We start from the raw sequence: 20348 nt of genomic DNA, 5'->3' as shown, positions 1-20348 counted from the left end.
TCAACACCACTGGACTGGTGCAGTTTAAAAATATTGCTGGATGTAAGAGAAGTCCTTCCCATTAGAACACATACTATCTTTCTTATAGTCTTTAACATACCCAAATGTATCCGAGTTAGTGTCAGAATCTAGCGTGAACTTAACTTTCTCGGTAACGGTATATTTCGTACTATCCGTTTCAGACTTCACCCCTCTATAAATAAAGAAGCTTAAATCCGAGTTTAATTGATATTGAATTGCTGTCCCATCTGAAGCATAACTCAAAATAGATAAAGCGCTACCGCTATAAACTTCACTACAAATCTTTGCAAGACTTCCACTCAGATCTGTCTCAAGATTTGGCTGATATAGGTTCCATAGGCCTTTATTGACAAAAGACACACGTGTATCGACAGCAACTTCTGTCGTATTTTCGTAGGAAGAGCCTTCACAACTTCTATTTTTAAGGTTGAAATTTATAGAAGAAACCGAGCTACCACTAATGATCTTTAACCGTTTTGTTCGATAAGCATTACAAATCTCACGAGCACTCGAAATTTCTGAAGTAGTGGCGGTCGATGCAAGATTTAGCGTATCTCCCACTACCGCACCTGAATTGGAATTACTATTTGCATAGTCTCTTCCGCAGGAGCATAAAAGGAAAATTGTTGAAAGTAATAACTTTTTCATCGGTTGCTTATCGGACGTAAATTCTAAACATTTACAAACTGGTCCAGTTAAATGGGGATGAATTTTATGCTTTCGCTCACTATTCTAGATAGTTAAGCTAGTAATATTCTGGCCGCCATTAAAAAAATTAGCTAACTCTATATAGTTATTGCAGAAACGCGGTTACTTTCCCCATTAAAATGGAGCAGTTCTATGGCCAACCTTCGGACCACCATTTAAAATAAGATATAAAATTATGGAGTTAATATTGGAATTCAAGGGAAAGCTTGGAAATTATCAGATAGTTGAAACAAATGACGGCACATTCACCGTGCACTCTGAGTTCTTCAATGAAAACTGTCATTCGACAGCAGGCGCTTACGAAGAAACAATTTATAATTATATTGAAGGCTGTGAGGTTGAAAGATTTCTGGCCGAAAATAATATTGTAAATATTCTTGAGATAGGTTTTGGTGTTGCAGTCGGCGCTGAATGTTTACTTGATAAGTTTCTTGGCAAAACACAGACAGTAGTTAATTTTGTAACGACTGAGATTGATCGTGACTTCGCAGTGTGGGCCCTCGAACATAGCCCGTTCGCAAAGAAGTATCGTGAAAAGTTTGAAGATTTAACGATCCAAAAAGATTGTATTACTTTTAAAATTTCTAATTTCAACTTCATTATTCTTGTTGGGGATGCAAGAGAAACTCTCCCAACATTTAGAAATTTAAAGTTTCACTGTGTATTTCAAGATGCATTTTCTCCAAAAAAAAATCCCACTCTATGGACTGTTGAATGGTTTAAACTCATCTATGAACTCTCCGATCCTAGCGTTATTCTCTCGACCTATAGTTCTCATATGAGCATTAGGGCCTCACTTTTGTGTGCGGGTTTCTTGGTTGAGACGAGAAAAGGTTTTGGAATGAAGCGTACATGTACAAGGGCTTCGCGCCAGGAATATAAGAAGCTAACGGCAGTAATGGAAGAAATAAAGAAGCACGCACATCAGGCACTCACTGATTCAAATTATCAAGAAATGTTGAAAGATTAACTATTTAGATAAAAAGACCGACATAATCTTTAGGTTTAATGATAAAATGTAGGTCAGATGCAAATACTATTAATCGTTTCAAAACCAGTTGTTAAGGATCTTCTCTCGATCAATATCAAGAGTTTTCTGGGCGTTGATGTCATTGTTAGACAGAACTCAGATGAGGCGATTGATCTGCTCGCTATTTTGCCGGAAATAGATCTGATAATTTCTAATGACGACAATGCTGATGCGATGACAAATTACCTTGTCGAAAATAAGAAGAATACAAATCTTATTATTCTGGGACACGCTCGTCCTGATCTTGCACAAAAATATTCTGCGCTCCAATTTCTGAATGAATCTGACTGGGAGGAAGTTGTCGCTCTGAGTGCTAAAACACTTGGAATTAGTGATGATATTTTAAAAAGAAAGAAAAATAGTGACTATACCCCGATACCAGTAGGCTACTTTCTAAATCTCGATAGTTCTTGTAGCGATGTTTATATTCGCATTCAAAAATCTGATAATGACTTCCAATTTGTTAAGAGAATACATCGAGGAGATGTTTTTTCGAAGGCCGTTATTTCACGTTATATTGATCAGAACTTAAAGTACTTCTATATTCCTTCTGATCAACTTCAACAATTCTCTATTTTCGTTTCTAATCAGCTGGTTCGAAAACTTAGTGAACCAATCGAAATAGATGAAAAAATAGAAGTTCTTGGTAACTCATTTAATATTGCGACCAAAGAAATTTTAAGAATTGGCTTTAATTCTTCGACCATTCAGTTGACTGAAACATTAGTTTCTTCGATCGTTGACTCTTTCATGGCCGAGGATGTTGTATCTCCACTTCTTAGGAAAATACTTAATTCAAAGACAGGTTATATTTATCAGCATGCTCACCTCACATCAATTGTCGCTAGTGAGATTATCAAGAACCTTGGAATTGATGATAAGCAACTGCATGAGAAGATGGCCTTCGCATCGGTCTTTAAAGATATCTCACTGGCCAATAACGAAGATCTCGCGATGATTACGAGTTTTGAGGAGTTGGAAAACGCGGATCTCGATGATGAAGAATGGGATCAGGTATTTAATCACGCCCTTGAAGGCGCAGTGATGGTAAGACAATTTCCAGAAGCTCCACTTGATATTGATTATGTCATTAAGCACCATCATGGTGTCCAAAATGGCAAAGGCTTTTCTATCTCAATCAAAGAAGATAATTTTGATACAGACTCGCTTATATTTATTATCAGCGTTGAGTTTGTAAATGAATTACTCCGCTTCAAGATTCAGGGAGGAACCCCAAGGCCACTAATTGATGAGCTTTACAAAAAGTATACAAATAGTGAGTCTATCCGTATTATTAAAGCACTCGAAAAAACTTTAAAAAAGAGTGTAAACGGTGGAAGCAAATCATAATAATAAAATCACAGAACTTCTCGGCATCAAGTATCCAATCATTCAAGCAGGAATGGTGTGGGTCTCAGGCGGTAAGCTAGCAGCAGCTTGTGCTGAGGCAGGAGCACTAGGGCTTATCGGAGCAGGCAGTATGAAGCCTGAACTTCTAAAGCTACACATAGAAAAAGCGCAAGGACTGACAAATAACCCCCAGGCCCTCGGCGTGAATATCCCACTTCTTTACAAGTATGTTGATGAGCAAATTGATGTCGCTCTTAAGGCCGGCATTAAAATATTTTTCACCAGCGCTGGCTCACCAAAAAAATATACAAAGTACCTTCAAGACCAGGGAGCAAAAGTTATTCACGTGACTTCATCGCCAGAGCTTGCAATCAAGTGCGAGCAAGCAGGCGTTGACGCTGTCGTGGCAGAAGGCTTCGAGGCCGGAGGACATAACGGAAAAGATGAAATCACAACCATGTGCCTAATCCCTCAAGTTGTCGACGCTGTCAGTATTCCAGTAATCGCAGCTGGAGGAATTTGTGATGGTCGAACGATGGCAGCCGCCATGTGCTTAGGTGCAAGCGCTGTACAAATAGGTTCACGCTTTGTAAATGCTGCTGAAAGTAGCGCACATATGAATTTTAAAAATGCCATTATCAATGCCAAGGCCGGCGACACAAAACTTATGATGAAATCATATATTCCAGTGCGCCTTTTAAAGAATAAATTTTATCAAGAAATTGCTGATCTCGAATCTCAATGTGCTAGTAACGAAGAATTAATTGCTCACTTAGGTCACGGCCGCGCAAAGCTTGGAATGCTTGATGGCAACATGGATGAAGGTGAACTTGAAATAGGCCAGTGCTCTTCCCTTATCAGCGATATCAAGACTAGTGAAGAAATTATTAATGACTTAATTTATTCCTATAATGAAATTATTAAGTCATTCAGGAATATAGGAAGTTAGTTTAAACTGCTCCAGAAAAATGGGGACAGAGAAGTCGAAATCTTAATAATTACTCAGCATTATGTCTTAATTTTCTAAGCTGTTAAAATATTTACCTGCCAAGCATTTAATATAATGGATTGTTGTCTAAAATTATCCCCATTTAAATGGAGCAGTTTAAAGTTAATAATATTTTATTTGTTCCGATATTTTATTTAGAGAGAAAATAAGGGATGGATAATGGTAACGAATAACAAGTCTGGTGACACACGCCTTCTTGAAATAGTTAGAAATATTAATTTTACAAAACTGTCTGAGTTACAGAGCTGTCTCGATCAGATTACAAATGAGGTATCAAAGTATCTTGCTGCTGACCGAGTGGGCATTTGGCTTCACGGCGAAAAACGCGACTGTATTTACGCGCCATCATTATATCTTAAAGACGGAAATTCCCATCAACGAGATATCTACTTGTATAAAAAAGATTACCCTAGTTACTTTGAGGCCCTAGAGAGAGATCGTATCATTGAGGCCCAAGATGCTAGGGCACACGAAGCAACGAAGTGCTTCAAAGAATCATATCTCGAGCCTCTGGGAATATTTTCTCTCTACGATACACCGATTTGGGACTCCGATGAAGTAATTGGCGTACTTTGCCTTGAGTACACAACGGCGAAAGAGAATTGGTCTATCACTGAAAAAAACTTTATGACTTCTATTGCTGATTTTATTGGGAAATTATTTGAGAAGAAATCATTTCTCGAGTTAATCGAAACACTCGAAGACAAAGTTGCACAAAGAACAAGAGAGCTCACTGAGGCAAAAGATATAATTGTGGCACAAGAAAAACTAGCATCCCTTGGAGCACTCACTGCTGGAGTGGCCCACGAAATAAGAAATCCGCTCAATCTTATCTCTAATGCTGCTAAGATTCTGGAATCCATGACAGACTCAGAAGAATCTTTTGCTGAAGCAGAGTTTGAAGATTTTCAAACGACAATTGAAATTATTTTAACCTCATCAAAAAGAGCAGAGTCTATTATTAAGAGCATGCTCGAACAAAGTCGCAATGATGACACATTTGAGATTGAAAGCTTTAACGAAATGATAAATGAAGCCGTTAAGCTCTCCTATCATGCTATGCGGGCCAAGGCGATGGTTGATGTCACTCCGCATGTTCACCTATGTGACGTTCCAGATTTTTATATGTCGCGTATCTCGCTTCAAAGAGCGATTATAAATCTACTCGACAACTCCTTCTATGCGCTTAAAGCAAAGAAAGATAAGGATGAAAAATTTATGCCTGAGCTGGAGTTAACATCACAAATTGATGAGCAAAACAATCAACTAGTTCTTAGAATTTATGATAATGGTGATGGCGTTGAAAAAGAACAAATAAAAAAAATTCTTGAGCCTTTCTACACGACAAAACCTACCGGTCAAGGAACAGGCCTTGGATTATCTATGGTTTTTGATATCATTAAAAGACACGGTGGAAACCTACATGTTAACTCAGCACCAGGAGAATACTTCGAAAGTATTATACGACTACCCCTTAGAAAGGATTAGAAATGAACAAAGTACATATAGCTTTTGTTGATGATGAGGAATCATTACACACATTGGTAAAAATAAGATTTAAAAAACTTATCAAAAGTGGTCAACTTGAGTCATATCACTTTCTCGATGGAGATCAGTGTCTTGAATATCTCAGGGAGAATAAAGATAGTTTAAAAATTATTATCCTCTTTTCAGATATCTCGATGCCAAATATGGACGGTATTACGCTTGCCCAATACCTACAAAGCGAGTTTCCATATATCAAGGTTTATATTGCAAGTGCCCTTTCAAACGATAGTATGAAGGAAAGGGCCAGTGAGGTAGGGGCCTTAGATTTCTTTTCAAAGCCCCTAGATTTCGACAAGATCGAAGAAGTTATTAGAAAATTCTTATGATCTCAGGGCCTCGATTCTCTTATCGAGACTTGGGTGAGATGAGATTAACTCAATCCACTTTGGAGCACCTGAAATCTTAAAGGCCGCAAGATTTGGCTCTCTATTATCAATTGGTGCGTGATTATTTTTTAACTTCTCAAGGGCCGCAATCATCTTTTCACGACCAGCAAGTTTCGCTCCACCAGCATCTGCTCTGAATTCTCTATAACGAGAAAACCACATCAGAATAGGAAGACATAGTAGACCAAATAAAATATCAAGAACCCAAGTTAACATCATATGAGCAAATGGCCCAAGTCCTGGTCCCTCGTCATCATCTTTTCTCAGTGCTTGTGAAATAGCAAATGCAGCAACACGAGATAAGAACATCACAAATGCGTTCATTACACCTTGTGCTAGGGCCATCGTCACCATGTCACCATTAGCAATGTGACTTACTTCGTGTGCGATAACACCTTCGACTTCATCTCTTCTCATCGTTTGTAGAAGACCTGATGAAACAGCAACAAGTGAGTTATTCTTTGATGGTCCTGTCGCAAAAGCATTAACTTCTGGGCTATCGTAAATATACACTTCTGGCATTTTTGAAATACCCGCACTCTTTGAGTAAAGACTAACCGCCTGATGGACATAACCAAAATTTGGATCTGTCGATTCAATTGGTCTTAAGCGAAATGCCATCTTTGCCATAAATTTTGAAAGCATAAGCGAAATAAATGATCCCGCAAATCCCCATAGTAAACAGATAGCAAGTAGACTTTCGTAATTAATTCCATTTGCAGTCAGGTAAGGTTGTATACCCAATAAACTTGAAATAAGCCCGATCGTTGAAACGACGAGAATATTCACTAATAAAAATAATCCAATTCTTTTAAACATGTTTTCTCCATAAAAGTATGCTTTCCCATATTTTGATATCAACCCTATAAAAGTCAATATCACCTTACAAAGAATTGACAATTATTCGCAAATTTCACTTTTAATTCTAAAGACTTAACAATATTTACCGACTAATACGGTACACAAGGATAATTATGAGAACTAATCAACTTACAAAAGGCGAAATTTCGTGGCAGGTGGTGATATTTTTAGCTGTTACTATCACAGCACTCGAAGCACCATTTTCGTTCACTTTTAAAACTCGCCTCCAAAACTGGCAAGTTGTTCTCGATGTCATTATCAGTTCGATCTTCTTATTCGACGTTATCTATCAACTAAGACAAAAAAGAAAAGGCCGAGTCACGTTCAAAAATTCTGAAGAAAAATTCAAGTGGTGGGGCCTTTTGATTATAGACTCTCTTTGTTCAATTCCATTTGAGTTAATTAGCTATTTACTTGGGCTGTCTGGGACAACTCGCCTCCTTAATCTTCTACGCCTTTTTAGAATGGTTAGAATATTTAGACTTCTCCAATTTATCGGAAAACTCACTGTCGTTCCGAGAAAACTTAAGACTGGAATCCTATTTTTTTGCTTTGTTATCGCCGTTCACTGGATCAGCTGTGCTTGGTTAAAAGTTGAGCCAGTAACCGGAATCAATCGCGCGGATATCTACATAAAGGCCCTTTACTGGACAGTGACGACACTCACCACTATTGGGTATGGAGATATCACACCGACGACGATGTATGGAAGGATCTTTACCATGGTGATAATGATTCTTGGAGTTGGTGTTTACGGGATTGTTATTGGTAATGTGACAAGAATGATCGCGGCCGGAGAGCGCTACAAAGAACAGGCGCGTGAAAAAATGAATGATGTCGTCAACTTCATGAAGTACTACAATATTCCGGACCGTCTGCAACACAATGTTTTAAGCTATTACAACAATGTTTTTAATAAGCGCCTCACAGACAATGACAACAAAATTATCAACGATCTTCCTCAAGCACTTCAACAAGAACTTCAAATTTACATGAATATCAAACTCATCCGAACACTACCTCTTTTTAGAAATTGTACACAACAATGCCTCAGAGATGTCTCGGCTGCCCTTAAGCAAAAATTCTTTGGACCTGGGCAAACAATAATCAATATTGGTGAAGTTGGTGATGAAATGTATATTATTGCCCACGGTATTGTCGAAGTTATACTAAAAGACGGTAACGTTGTGGCCTCGCTACATGAAGGACAATTCTTTGGAGAAGCGGCCCTTTTGAAAGAGACTAAACGTAATGCCAATGTAAGGGCCCAAAACTACTGCGATGTGTATAAACTTGAGAAAAATGATTTTCTAAAAATTATCGAGACTCATCCTGAATTACTTGAGAGTATTGAGTCAGTATCTTCGAGACGTGCGTCAGACCGCAAATAATCATGCACCAAGGCTTTCGGTCTAAACCGAATTAAGATAGAATACCTTCAGTATATTTGGAGGTATTTTATGCTAAACAAAGAAACCGCATCATCAGTGATTGATTATGCTCTGATGAAAGGTGCAGATTTTTGCGAACTTTTCATCGACAAACAAAACTTCGAATCATTTACAATCAAAAGTTCAAAAGTTGATGACGTATCATCGGGAATTAATTTTGGAATTGGGATTAGATTATTCTTTGGGACAAAAGTTCTTTACGGATACACAAATAGCACTGACAAAGAAAGCTTAACATCAATTGTTTCTACTCTTTGTGCAAAAGACGCTAGAGATCGTATTCATGAATTTGCTGAATTCAACTTCATCAAGCCACAAGATAGACACCCAGTAATTAGTGGCCTTTCTCAATCAATTAGTCTTGATGAAAAGATTCCATTCCTCTTCAAGATTGATTCTCATGCCAGATCCCTTTCAGATAAGATCACACAAGTCACTGCCGGTGCTTCAATGTATATGCAGGATATTGAAATCTTCAATTCAGAAGGACTTCATACAACAGACCAAAGAAATTGGATTCGTCTAAGAACAAGTGTTATCGCAAACGATGGTAACGTTCAAGACGTTGGAGCATATTCGCCAGGCGCGATGATGGGATGGAATTTCATCTCTAGTATGGACCCAAAGAGAATTGCAGAAAAGATGGTAACAGAGGCCGTAACAAAGCTTGGAGCAAAACCATGTCCAGCAGGAAATATGCCAGTTGTTATTGATAATGGTTTTGGTGGAGTAATTTTTCACGAGGCCTGTGGTCACCTTCTTGAAACAACTTCTGTTGCAAAGAAAGCATCAGTCTTCCACGACAAGATGGGAGAAATGATTGCATCAAGTTGTGTTAGTGCTGTTGACGATGGAACGCTTGAAAACTACTGGGGTTCAATTAATATCGACGATGAAGGGATGCAAACACAAAAAACACAACTTATAAAAGACGGAAAGCTTACAAGCTTTATGGTTGATAAGATGGGATCAATTAAGACAGGATACGAAAGAACTGGTTCTGGTCGTCGTGAGTCTTACAAGTACGCACCAACTTCACGCATGAGAAATACATATATTGAAGCTGGTAAAGATAAATTTGAAGATATGATCGCTTCAGTTGATAAAGGTCTTTACTGTAAGCAAATGGGTGGAGGATCTGTTAGTCCAGGAACTGGAGAGTTCAACTTCGCGGCCCAAGAATGTTACCTGATTGAAAATGGAAAAATCACAATCCCTGTAAAAGGTGCAACTCTTATTGGTTCTGGACCAGAAGTTTTAAAACAAATTTCAATGGTTGGTGACAATCTTGATTTTGCAGCAGGTGTTTGTGGATCAGTTTCAGGTGGTGTTTATACAACTGTAGGACAACCAGCAATCAAAGTTGATTCAATCCTTGTTGGAGGTGGAAAATGATTAATTACATCGACAAGACAATAAAATTCGCCAATGAACTTGGCGCAAAAGAATGTGACGTTATTGTTTCTGGGCAAGACACATTTTCTCTAAAAGCAGACAAGGGAGAACTAGGAGAATATAAGAAGGCCAATTCTCACAGTCTTGGAATTCGCGTTATCCAAAATGGAAAAGTAGGAACAAGTTTTACAGAAGCACTTGATGACGACTCGATTAAAGAGACAATCAAAAAGGCCCTCGAAAATGCAAAGTACTCAAAGGAAGACCCTCATCAAAGGATTGTCGCGAAGGGAAATTCTTTAAGCGATAAAAACCCGAAAGCAAATATTGAACACTCTCCGACTCCAGATGAAATGATTGAAAAAGCACTTTATCTTGAAAATGAAGTCCTAAAAAGAGAAAAGCTTGCAACAAATGCTCCATACAATAGTGTTTCAGAAGGAACGGTTCAAGTTCACCTTGGAAATAGCCTCGGTGTAAGATGTAGCTATCAGGCCAAAACATACTCATGTTTTACATCAGCACTTTTAAAAGACGGTGATAAGAATTCAATGCACTATAAAGGAAGTGTAAAAAGAGACTTTAGAGAACTAGACTTTGATGATTGTATTGACGAATCAATTGAAGTTGCAAAGAACCTCTTACATGCTGGACAACTTCCAACAGGTGATTATAACGTAAGTTTTTCTCCTGATCTTTTCCAAGATATCTTCGGATCATTTGCACTAATGCTAAGTGCGAAAGGCGCTATTGATAAGATCAATCCTTGGAAAGATAAAATTGGTCAAAAAGTAATTGATGAAAGAATTAGTTTTATTGACGATCCATTCTACGAGAAAGGGTTTAACGTCATGCCATTTGACAGTGAAGGCTTTAACAAGCAAAAAAATACATTCGTTGAAAATGGAGTTTTAAAATCGTTTATTCATAACTCTGCAACAGCAAGTGAACTCGGAGCGACAAATAATTTCTGTGCTTCGAGAGGTCCTAAGTCATCTCTATCAACAACTTTTTCTAACTTCATTATCGAGACAGGCCCTGATAGCGAAGCGAAGCTTAAAGATATCGACTATATTGAGATTACAAATGCTCAAGGTCTTCATAGTGGAACAAACTCAATTTCAGGTGAGTTCTCTCTAGGAGTCAGTGGACGCGTTTATAAGAACGGCGAAATTGTTTCGTACTTTAAAGACGTAACAGTAAGCGGGAACTTCTACAAGATTCTTGGAGATGTTCTCTTTGTTGGAGATAAGCTTCACAACACATCAGATTACACTTTCTTTATGCCGACAATTATCTTTAATTCACTTTCGATTGCTGGAAAGTAATGAAATAGTCCCCATGCTTGCATGGGGACTTTCTATTCATATCTAAAACTAGTCATCGAAATAGAGCCATTTTGAATTTCTTCGTATTCAAAAAATAACTCATCTTCATCAGTACTAGCGCCAAGAACATAAAGCAGAGGGATATAGTGATCGAGAGTTGGAACACTAAGCCTTCCCGCTTCTGTATCTAAAAATTCATTCACTAGAAAATTGAAATCTCTTTCTTTAATTTTTTCTTGTACAAGCTTATCAAATTCAAGGGCCCACTCAAAAGGCTTCGCATCCTCTTCCCATTTAATAGCTCGCAGATTGTGAACGATATCGCCACTTCCAACAATAAGTCCTTCAAGCTGACGAACTTTTTGAAGCTTAATTCCAAGCTCAAGGTGTTCTTGTAAGGTCATATTGCGATTAATACTTAATTGTAAAACTGGGATGTCAGCTTTGGGATAGAGATGGCGCAGAACAGACCAAGTCCCATGATCAAGCCCCCATTTCGATTCTTCTAATTGGACCCTACTCTCAACGCCAAGAGCTTCCTGCACAAGCGTTGCGACACTAGGACTTCCTGGAGCAGGATATTGAACTTCAAAAAGCTCACGTGGAAAACCACCAAAGTCATGAATGGTTTCTGGTTTTTTCATCGCCGTGATAAAAGTTCCATTTGTAAGCCAGTGCGCAGACACGACGAGAATGAATTTTGGACGAGTGAATTTCTTCCCAAGTCCATTTAACATTTTAGTATAACTATTATCGGCAATAGCATTCATTGGTGAGCCATGTCCGATAAAAAGTGCTGGCATCATAGAATACCCAAATCCTTTATTGATTCTGCTAAACTTGTTGTAGGCCTTCCAATTAACTTTTCAAGATCATCTGAATCGCTATTAAGCCATCCATCGCGGGCCTGAATTTCTGAATCGACAAGGATATCAACGAGTCCTTGTGGAAGTCCTGCATCGCTTAAAACCTTCGAAAAATCTTGGGCCTCTAAATTATTATACACAACTTCAACTCCAGAAAGTTTTGAAATTTCCTTTGCAAATTCATTTAGTGTAAAAGAACTTGATCCGGCCAGTTCATATATCTTCTTGTCATTTGTACTTCTTGTAAGAACAACAGCTGCCGCCTCTGCAAAGTCGGCGCGACTTGCACTTGCCACTCGCCCCTCTCCTAGAGTTCCAAGAACAACTTTATATTCAAGAGCTGTTGGCACACTCATTGTATAGTTTTCAGTATACCAACCATTTCTTAGAAAAATATATTCAAGACCAGAGGCCTCGATTTCCTTCTCTGTAGCGATATGCTCAGCAGCTAGAGAAAGAGTTGATTTATCCGCGGCCAAAATACTCGTATACGCAATAAAAGGAACACTTGCTTCCTTCGCTGCCTTAATAACATTCTTGTGCTGTGGCAACCTCTTACCAACCTCACTTGATGAAATTAGCAGAAGTTTAGAAACTCCTTCCAATGCCTGTACCAAAAGCTCCGGTCTTTCATAGTCACCTTCTCTAACTACGATTCCCTTCTCCCTTAGATCTTTAACCTTTGCTGGGTTTCTTACAACGGCCACAATATCTTTTGCAGCAACGTTTTGTGCTAATAATTTTTCAATAACTAGTCTTCCAAGTTGGCCAGAGGCCCCAGTAATAGCGTACATATCAATACTCCTTTGTGATATTGCTTGATTGTGTTATATTAACAACTGAACATACTTTTAGTAAGTACACACCAAAAAGTAAGTATAAACAAAAGTGAGAGAATCATGGAAAATCAGGAAGTTGCAGACGTAAAAAAGAAATTTGATCGAGGAGATGTCTTCTCTGACAAGTGCCCTTCGCGTGAAATTTTAAAGCATATCACTAGTAAATGGGGTCTACTTATATTACTGGCCCTCTCTGACGGTGAAATAAAGCGCTTTAGTGAGCTTAGAAAGACCATTCATGGTGTAAGTGAGAAAATGCTTGCTCAAACTTTAAAGCTTCTAGAAGAAGATAAATTAGTTAATAGAAAGTCTTATGATGTGGTCCCACCTTATGTTGAATATTCACTAACTGAATTAGGCCTTGATCTTTCAAAGCAGGTCATTGGCCTGACGAATTGGATTGAAGATAATTTAATGAAGCTCATTTAACTGCTCCAGTTAAATGGGGATAAAACTGTAAGACACTGAGTATATTTAGGCTGATATCTCGAAATTTATTAGGCCGTTACGATTTTATGGCCTTAAGCTTCTAATCTTCTTAGGCCAAATGAAAATTCATCCCCATTTAATCGGAGCAGTTTGAAATAAAAAAAGGGAGATTAACTCTCCCTTTTTTAAGATCTTAAAATGTAATCCGTTATATTAATTAGAAGTTAAGATTTTCATTAGTGATGTAATATTTGTAATTCTTGTTACATCTTCTCCGCGACATGAATCATTTTCACATTGCTTAGGAACTCTACAACCTTTATTCCAGTCGTAAACATAATCAGCTTCACCTCTAACAAGGATACCTTCAACAACACCAGTGTCTGCATTGAATACTGCTGAACCAGAGTTACCACCAAAAGTATCAAGATTTGCAACAAAGTAAACATCATTTGAATTGCTTCTTACCCACGCGTTGTCTGCAACTTTAGTTGGAAGACCTGTTGGGTGACCGATAACAACAATTTTTTGTCCAGCTTCGATCTTACCTTCAGTTCTAACTTTAAGAACTGGGCGACCAACAACTTTTCTATCAAGCTTAATTAGAGCGAAGTCCATTTTTGAACCAGACTCAAGTGATCTTTCAACAATTGAAGCACATGAGTAAACATCATCAGATGTTACTTTGATATCTCTTGTAATATCTGAAGTCTGGTGTCCGTAACCGAAAACCCATTTGCTTGTATTACAATCTGATTGTGTCTTGATACAGTGACCTGCTGTTACTAGAAGATCATCTCCAACAAGAAAACCTGAACAATTAGCAGTTGTTGCTTGATCTGCAAATTTTGCATCAGCACAAATTCCGCGTTCAGCTAGTGTCGTACCACCAACAACAAAACCTTCATCAGTACTTCTAACTTTTCCATTTTCAATCATTGCTGCAGTTGAAGCTGCAAGGTCAAGATACATTGGGTTTGTTTCTTCGAAAAGGTCTCTTCTGTCATCTGTTCCGTAGATAACTTTATCGATCGCGATTACTGGCATTGAAAAAGTCAAAACAGTTAAAGCGATAATCATCTTCCCTAAATTTGTCATATATATTCCTTTTGCTATGTAAATCTGACAAAAGCATTAAACTACTTTGAGAAATGTTAGACAACTTACAATATCTTACATACAGAATTGTAAGATTAGGTTATTTTAGAAACAGCAGTGCGCAATAATAAAGATTATTGAGGACCGAGATAGGAGACTTTCCAGCGACGCTGATCTGGATCAGTAAAAAAGAAGAAGCTCATGTCACCGGCCTCTTTAATTTCTATTGGTTGAGTAGAAAGGCCTAAAGCTGTACCATCTGTGCTCAATGAATTTTGTCGATAATTTAGGAATTGATACTTATCCTTAATTTGATGCAGCTCATCGAGTGAAGAGACGAAAAAATCTAACATCAAAGTTCCTTGATTATTTAATTTTTCCTCTCTTTCAATAATAAGAAAAGAAAGGTCTTCATTCACAAGTCGGATTGAGTCTCGTGAATTATCAATTTCAAGATCAAATAAATCTGAGAGAAAAGACGTTAGTCTCATTTTATTTTGTGTGAAAAGGACGATTTGGCCAAGGACGATCATGGCACTATTTTAATTGCAATAGCACCATAGATTCAAGTGATAATTAAATTTTTTCGATTAATTTTAAAACAGAAGATGCTTTAACGATGTCTTCACCACGACACTCACCTTCGAGACATTTTACTTGCTCAAAACAATCAGTTTCTTCGTTATATTCGAAATCTTCTTCGCCACGAACAAGAACTCCAATTACATCATTGCTATCATTTTTAAATACCGGGGCACCACTATTGCCAGCAAAAGAATCAAGGTCGGCCACGTAAAAGTTCTCCTCAAAAGCTCTGATTCTTCCATTCTCAGAAGTCATACTTGATAGGCCTAATGGATTTCCAATCATCGTTATCGAGGTACCAAGTTTTTCATCACCTGTGCGAGATAACTTTAAAGGTGTAACACCTTCGACTTCGCGATCAAGTTTAATAACGGCGAGATCGATACCACTATCAGCATCAATTTCATGGGCAAGAATTTTTGAGCAAGTATAGACATCACTCTTTCTAAAGTATTGCTTCTTAGTTGAAGTGAAAAATTTCGATTCAACATTAAAAATAAAAGATTTTTGATTACAATCCCACTGTGCATTTTGAACACAGTGTCCTGCAGTTACGATAGTATCTTTTGAAATTAGAAAACTAGAACAAGAACCAAGTGCAATTTCATCTTTCCATGGATTACCTTCGCATAGAGGGGCCCTTTGGCCTAGTGTTTTTGTATTCATAGCAAACAAATTATCTGTAATCTTCTCAATGCTGAACTTATTAACAACAAGGGCCGTGGCCTTAGCATTTTTTCTTATTGAGATATCCTGACTGGTTTCAGTGTGAAAAACATTAAACTCACCATAGATTGCTTTATTCTTCGCAATAACAGAGTTAGTAAAGGCAAGTAGTAAAACAAGTAATGTTGTACGCATATAATCTCCGATTAGGTAATCGGCAACATTCTAGTAGAGAAAGGCGAACAGTGGGGGAAATATGCTTGAGAATGTAAAAAATATAGAGAATAAGGGCCTTAGACTAGCTTAAAATGTACTGTTACCTCTGTAAACTCGCGCAGTTCAGTGTCTATTTTTATCCCACACCCCGCTCCGCACGTATAATATGATTATTAATAGGGTCTAATTAAACCATACTTAGAGATAATTCCAGTGGTCTTTGTGGCCCTCTTTTTCATAAGTTCGATAACTTCTTTTGCTGTCAGTTCAGGGAATGCTTCCTTTAACTTGGCCGCTTGATTCAAGGCCATAGGTGAGGCCATCGAAGTGCCACTGTAACGAATTTGCATATCTCCCAAGAGCGCGGCCTTGACTTTTGTCCCTGGGGCAAAGAAGTCAACATAAGTCTCACTGAAGTTAGAATATTCTGCCATTTTCTCACTGCCCGTCTCGTCGAATTTATCGCTATCAGTTGCCCCAATCGTCACCACGTTGTCAAACTGATAACAAGCTGGGTAAAGGCATGAGTCACGGGATGCTGTAAAATGCCTCCCATTGTTTCCAGCTGCAACGAAGAAAATAGTTTCAGGGTTATTTTTGAACATTTCTTGTAAGCTTCGATAAGTCTCACGTGCAACATCGCCACTAGAAAAATGAGGGAAAGAGAAACTCATATTTACGAAGTCAACTTTTGACTCCTTAAGTTTTTTAGAAATGAGATCGAGATATTTCGCCTCTCCAAAATCTCCAGCGAAGGCCAGCAGTGAAGCAGACTCAAGATCACGAAGAGCAATTGAAGCAACATGTGTACCATGGGAGTTAATCTGTCCCGTAGCATTAGTGTTTATTGTTTCAAAAGGAATTCCATACACTCCCGCTTTCTGTGATGAACGAGGACCTGGATCCATTATTCTGCCCTGAAGAGGTGTCGAGAATTTTAAGTTATTTCCAGCATCATAGTGAACGCCTAAAACATTATCAACAAAACCATCACCATCATTATCAACTCCATCAAAGTTCTCATTTGGATTAATGAGGATATGATCGCGAAGATCAGCATGACCGTGATCAAAACCAGAATCAATAACAGCAATCTTCACTACTGCATCTTGAGGCCCCCCCGGAATATCCCCAATGATACTCTGATCATAGTCGCCAATAACATCACCGCTTGTATCGAGAACATCGAAGCCAATAATTCGATCCTCATCGTAATTAAAACGATAAGTGAAGTTCTCACCTTCTTGTGCAAAGACATATCGACTGACAACTCTATCCCCATCGAGAGTGTCGATATTTTCTAACTCAAAAGTTGTCTTATCAAAACCATAACGTTCAATAACAACTTCTTCACCTTGCCTTAATGCAACAAGCTCCTTTCTCTTTGGTCTTTCAAAATTATTCATGTAATTGATGCGATAAAAGCTACCATCTTCTCTATATTCATAGAGTGTTCGTGTTACTTCCTCACCGTCAATTGAATAATTATGTTCCGCTAGAAGTCTATCCCCATCATAGACCCTTTTCTTTGAAATACTCTTTCCATCACTAAAATAATTAATGACCTCACGTGCATAAGAGTAATTAATAGACAGAAGAACAAGTAAGACTTTAAGTGATATTTTTTTCATTATGCTGCAATACAGCATTTTCAGATTCTTAGCTATGAATTTGTAAAAAAGATAAGCTTTTTGGGTCGTGTACTCTAAAGATAATCTCCTTAGACTCTAGTGTATTCACTATATTGGCCAGATAATTTTGATGAAAGACTTCTGAGCCAATAATCCGTTGGTCTTTAGTCATCTGCTCAAAACCTGGGACAAGTTTTTGGAGAAAAGATTTTCTTGAGATACCAATTAGCCACTTTGGATAAAACTCAGTGAGTGTAAGAATTTCATCCAGAAGCAGGTAATTTTGCTCCTGAGTTTTAGAAAAACCAAAACACGGATCACACCAAACTCGTCCAGGCTCAATGCCCGACTCAACTAGCTTGTCTACTCTCTTCTTAAAAAACGATATGACCGATGCTGTTGTTAGAGACTCATCAACATAATCCATATGCTCACCTGAGAAAGCACGCTTGCCTGCAAGATTGTGAGAGATAACAATTTCGATCTCAGGATACTTATTTAAAATTGAAACTAACTCTTGATCAATTACACCTGAAACATCATTCCAAATGATTTTAAAATCACTTTCACTTCCACTTAATTTTTCGAGAATATAAGTCATCGTCTCATGCTTATAGGTATCGAAGGAAAATGTCTGCACTCCCAGTTTTTTGAATTCTAAAAGTCTTGGGAAGAAGAATTCATCAAGACGGCTGACTTCTTCTTTAAAGCTTATCGAGTCATTAAAAGGAGCTGTACTCTCCACCCCAATGTCGATGATGTGGTTTTCATAAGCTGTGAAAGATTTGATTTTATCTGCAACGACTTGGCCACTAAGATGCTCACCGCCGTCAGAAAAAGAATTGGGAGTGAGGTTAATCACTCCCATTATTTGAACTTTGTTATTTGGCATTAGTTATGCGATCACACCATCATCAGGGATATTCTTATCAACATGGATAAGAGATCCATCTTCACCGATGATTGGCTTCTTTTCTTTTTTCTCGATGATTGGAACTCCAATATCTTTTCCTTCAACAAGGTCTGTGATCTGCTTAAGGTCAAGAGTTTCCCAGACCATAAGTCCTTCAGCGATTCTTTCAAGAGCTCCACGGTTATCTGTTAGAATTTTCATCGCAAGCTTGTAGTTATTATCAATGAATGCATGAATTTCAGAATCGATCTCATTAGCCGTTTGCTCAGAGTAACCAACACCTTCTCCTTGAGCACCACCGAAAGGATTTGCTCCAGGTCTCTTATAATTTCTAGGTCCTAATTTCTCAGACATCCCCCAAGAACAAACCATTGCATTTGCAAGACCTGTTGCTTTTTCAATATCATTTGAAGCACCATTTGAAATCTCACCAAATATAAGCTCTTCTGCACAACGTCCACCCATTAAGAAAGCGATGAAGTTCTCACCTTTTTCTTTCGTAAGGTTTAGCATATCTTCACTTGGAAGAGTTTGAGTAACCCCAAGAGCTCCACCACGTGGCATGATTGAAACTTTATGTATAGGATCTGTTTTAGGCAGGTTTAAACCAACAAGAGTATGTCCTGCTTCGTGATAAGCTGTAACACGTTTTTCGTGATCAGAAATTACCATCGACTTTCTCTCTGGCCCCATTAGAACTTTATCTTTTGCTTGTTCAAAATCAATCATCTCAAGCTTTTTCTTCCCATAACGAGCAGCATAGAGTGCAGCTTCATTAACAAGATTTGCAAGGTCAGCACCAGTGAATCCAGGAGTTCCTTTAGCGATAACTTCAAGATTAATATCTTCAGCAAGTGGAGTTTTCTTAGTGTGAACCTTTAAGATTCCAAGTCTTCCTCTTACATCTGGAGAACCAACAGTAACACGTCTATCAAAACGACCTGGTCTTAATAGAGCACTATCAAGAACGTCAATTCTGTTTGTTGCTGCAATTAGAATAACACCTTCATTTGATTCGAAACCATCCATCTCAACAAGGAGTTGGTTTAGTGTTTGCTCACGCTCATCGTGGCCTCCACCCATTCCGTGTCCTCTGTGACGTCCAACCGCATCGATCTCATCAATAAAGATAATACATGGAGCTGATTTCTTTCCTTGCTCAAAAAGATCTCTAACTCTTGAAGCACCAACCCCAACGAACATTTCAACGAAGTCAGAACCAGAGATAGAAAAGAATGGAACATTTGCTTCACCAGCAACAGCTCTTGCAAGAAGAGTCTTACCTGTCCCTGGAGGACCTACTAGGATAACACCTTTAGGAATCTTTCCACCAAGAGAAGTATATTTCTTTGGATCCTTGAGGAAGTCTACAACTTCTGCAAGCTCTTCTTTCGCTTCTTCAACACCTGATACATCTGCGAAAGTAACTTTCTTGTCATGTGGAGAGAGCATACGTGCCTTAGATTTTCCAAAGCTCATCGCTTTTCCGCCACCTGATTGAAGTTGCTTCAGGAAGAAGATCACGATAACAAATAAGAAGATCATTGGTCCCCAGTGAATAAGAAAAGTAGTCAGCATTGTCTGCTTTTCTTCCTCTTCATACTCTGGAGTAATTTTATTATCTCTTAGGATATGGAAAGTCTCTGGACCAGTGTTACCAGTAGTTTGAAACCAGCTTCCATTTTCATACCCTTGATTAAATTTACCAAGAATTGTGTTCTTACCTTTGAAGATAACTTTCTCTACATGCTTTGCTTCTACTGAAGAGATAAAGTCAGGGTAAGAGACAGGTTTGTAAACTTGCCTTCCCTCTGTTGCAACTTTAGAAATTGCTAAAACCATGAGGATGAAAACAGTCCACAGTAGTAATGTTTTTTGTTGATTTTTCATCATAATCCTTTATTCGAAATGTTAGATTCCTATTTTCTTATGGTAACATATTGTAAAGACTGATTTTCATTCTTTCAAGAAATACCAGTCATTAAAATGGTATCACGGACGCCAATGTCAAGACTATG

The 20348-nt window shown here is 38.2% G+C and carries 19 protein-coding genes; 9 read left to right on the top strand and 10 right to left on the bottom strand.

Features of this window, described 5'->3' with window-relative positions:
- Positions 1-24: 24 nt before the first annotated feature.
- Complete coding sequence (locus M900_RS12465; RefSeq protein WP_157680656.1) at positions 25-669, bottom strand: hypothetical protein; 645 nt, start codon at positions 667-669, stop codon at positions 25-27.
- A gap of 235 nt (positions 670-904) precedes the next feature.
- Here M900_RS12465 and M900_RS12460 point away from each other — a divergent pair, with 235 nt between their 5' ends.
- The 5 genes from M900_RS12460 to M900_RS12440 all read left to right on the top strand — a co-directional run bounded on the left by M900_RS12460 (position 905) and on the right by M900_RS12440 (position 5992).
- Positions 905-1699, top strand: coding sequence for a tRNA (5-methylaminomethyl-2-thiouridine)(34)-methyltransferase MnmD (locus M900_RS12460; protein ID WP_084703592.1), 795 nt, complete (start codon positions 905-907; stop codon positions 1697-1699).
- 57 nt (positions 1700-1756) lie between these two features.
- On the top strand, positions 1757-3109 hold the full coding sequence (locus M900_RS12455) for an HD domain-containing phosphohydrolase (protein WP_021275251.1): 1353 nt from the start codon (positions 1757-1759) through the stop codon (positions 3107-3109).
- Positions 3093-4058: a nitronate monooxygenase family protein gene (locus M900_RS12450; RefSeq protein ID WP_021275142.1), complete on the top strand. Its 966-nt coding sequence runs from the start codon at positions 3093-3095 to the stop codon at positions 4056-4058. The genes M900_RS12455 and M900_RS12450 overlap by 17 nt, the downstream gene beginning before the upstream one ends.
- 219 nt (positions 4059-4277) lie before the next feature.
- The gene (locus M900_RS12445) at positions 4278-5606 is read left to right on the top strand and encodes a GAF domain-containing sensor histidine kinase (RefSeq protein ID WP_021275060.1); all 1329 of its coding nucleotides are present in this window, start codon (positions 4278-4280) and stop codon (positions 5604-5606) included.
- A gap of 2 nt (positions 5607-5608) precedes the next feature.
- Positions 5609-5992, top strand: coding sequence for a response regulator (locus M900_RS12440; RefSeq protein ID WP_021275141.1), 384 nt, complete (start codon positions 5609-5611; stop codon positions 5990-5992).
- Here the strand turns inward: M900_RS12440 and htpX are convergent.
- Complete coding sequence (htpX, locus tag M900_RS12435) at positions 5987-6871, bottom strand: protease HtpX (RefSeq protein ID WP_021275172.1); 885 nt, start codon at positions 6869-6871, stop codon at positions 5987-5989. The genes M900_RS12440 and htpX overlap by 6 nt on opposite strands.
- A 155-nt stretch (positions 6872-7026) precedes the next feature.
- Here htpX and M900_RS12430 point away from each other — a divergent pair, with 155 nt between their 5' ends.
- The 3 genes from M900_RS12430 to M900_RS12420 all read left to right on the top strand — a co-directional run bounded on the left by M900_RS12430 (position 7027) and on the right by M900_RS12420 (position 11087).
- A complete protein-coding gene (locus M900_RS12430; RefSeq protein WP_021275258.1) occupies positions 7027-8304 on the top strand; it encodes a cyclic nucleotide-gated ion channel in 1278 nt (425 codons plus the stop codon).
- 69 nt (positions 8305-8373) lie between these two features.
- Positions 8374-9759: a TldD/PmbA family protein gene (locus M900_RS12425; protein ID WP_021275154.1), complete on the top strand. Its 1386-nt coding sequence runs from the start codon at positions 8374-8376 to the stop codon at positions 9757-9759.
- Positions 9756-11087, top strand: coding sequence for a TldD/PmbA family protein (locus tag M900_RS12420; RefSeq protein WP_034732614.1), 1332 nt, complete (start codon positions 9756-9758; stop codon positions 11085-11087). The genes M900_RS12425 and M900_RS12420 overlap by 4 nt, the downstream gene beginning before the upstream one ends.
- A gap of 32 nt (positions 11088-11119) precedes the next feature.
- Here M900_RS12420 and ygiD read toward each other — a convergent pair whose 3' ends face one another.
- Entirely contained in the window at positions 11120-11893 is a 774-nt protein-coding gene (ygiD, locus tag M900_RS12415; RefSeq protein WP_034732612.1) for a 4,5-DOPA dioxygenase extradiol, read from the bottom strand.
- Positions 11890-12747, bottom strand: coding sequence for an SDR family oxidoreductase (locus M900_RS12410; protein ID WP_021275246.1), 858 nt, complete (start codon positions 12745-12747; stop codon positions 11890-11892). The genes ygiD and M900_RS12410 overlap by 4 nt, the downstream gene beginning before the upstream one ends.
- 105 nt (positions 12748-12852) lie before the next feature.
- On the opposite strand from M900_RS12410, the gene M900_RS12405 reads away from it, so the two are divergent.
- Positions 12853-13221, top strand: coding sequence for a helix-turn-helix domain-containing protein (locus M900_RS12405; protein WP_021275040.1), 369 nt, complete (start codon positions 12853-12855; stop codon positions 13219-13221).
- 213 nt (positions 13222-13434) lie between these two features.
- Here the strand turns inward: M900_RS12405 and M900_RS12400 are convergent, their stop codons facing one another.
- From M900_RS12400 to ftsH, 6 genes are all read right to left on the bottom strand, one after another.
- On the bottom strand, positions 13435-14319 hold the full coding sequence (locus M900_RS12400) for a serine protease (protein WP_021275259.1): 885 nt from the start codon (positions 14317-14319) through the stop codon (positions 13435-13437).
- Positions 14320-14453: 134 nt separating this feature from the next.
- On the bottom strand, positions 14454-14810 hold the full coding sequence (locus M900_RS12395; protein WP_157680654.1) for a hypothetical protein: 357 nt from the start codon (positions 14808-14810) through the stop codon (positions 14454-14456).
- Positions 14811-14895: 85 nt separating this feature from the next.
- The gene (locus tag M900_RS12390) at positions 14896-15765 is read right to left on the bottom strand and encodes a serine protease (protein ID WP_021275086.1); all 870 of its coding nucleotides are present in this window, start codon (positions 15763-15765) and stop codon (positions 14896-14898) included.
- A 194-nt stretch (positions 15766-15959) separates the two neighbouring features.
- Positions 15960-17417, bottom strand: coding sequence for a S8 family serine peptidase (locus tag M900_RS12385; RefSeq protein ID WP_021275230.1), 1458 nt, complete (start codon positions 17415-17417; stop codon positions 15960-15962).
- Positions 17418-17445: 28 nt separating this feature from the next.
- Complete coding sequence (locus M900_RS12380; protein WP_021275047.1) at positions 17446-18309, bottom strand: dihydropteroate synthase; 864 nt, start codon at positions 18307-18309, stop codon at positions 17446-17448.
- 3 nt (positions 18310-18312) lie between these two features.
- Entirely contained in the window at positions 18313-20220 is a 1908-nt protein-coding gene (gene ftsH, locus M900_RS12375) for an ATP-dependent zinc metalloprotease FtsH (RefSeq protein WP_021275201.1), read from the bottom strand.
- Between the last annotated feature and the right edge of the window lie 128 nt (positions 20221-20348).

Source organism: Bacteriovorax sp. Seq25_V (genome assembly GCF_000447795.1).
Lineage (GTDB): Bacteria > Bdellovibrionota > Bacteriovoracia > Bacteriovoracales > Bacteriovoracaceae > Halobacteriovorax_A.
The sequence above is the reverse complement of the archived record's forward strand: the minus strand, read 5'-3'. Positions and strand labels throughout refer to the sequence as shown.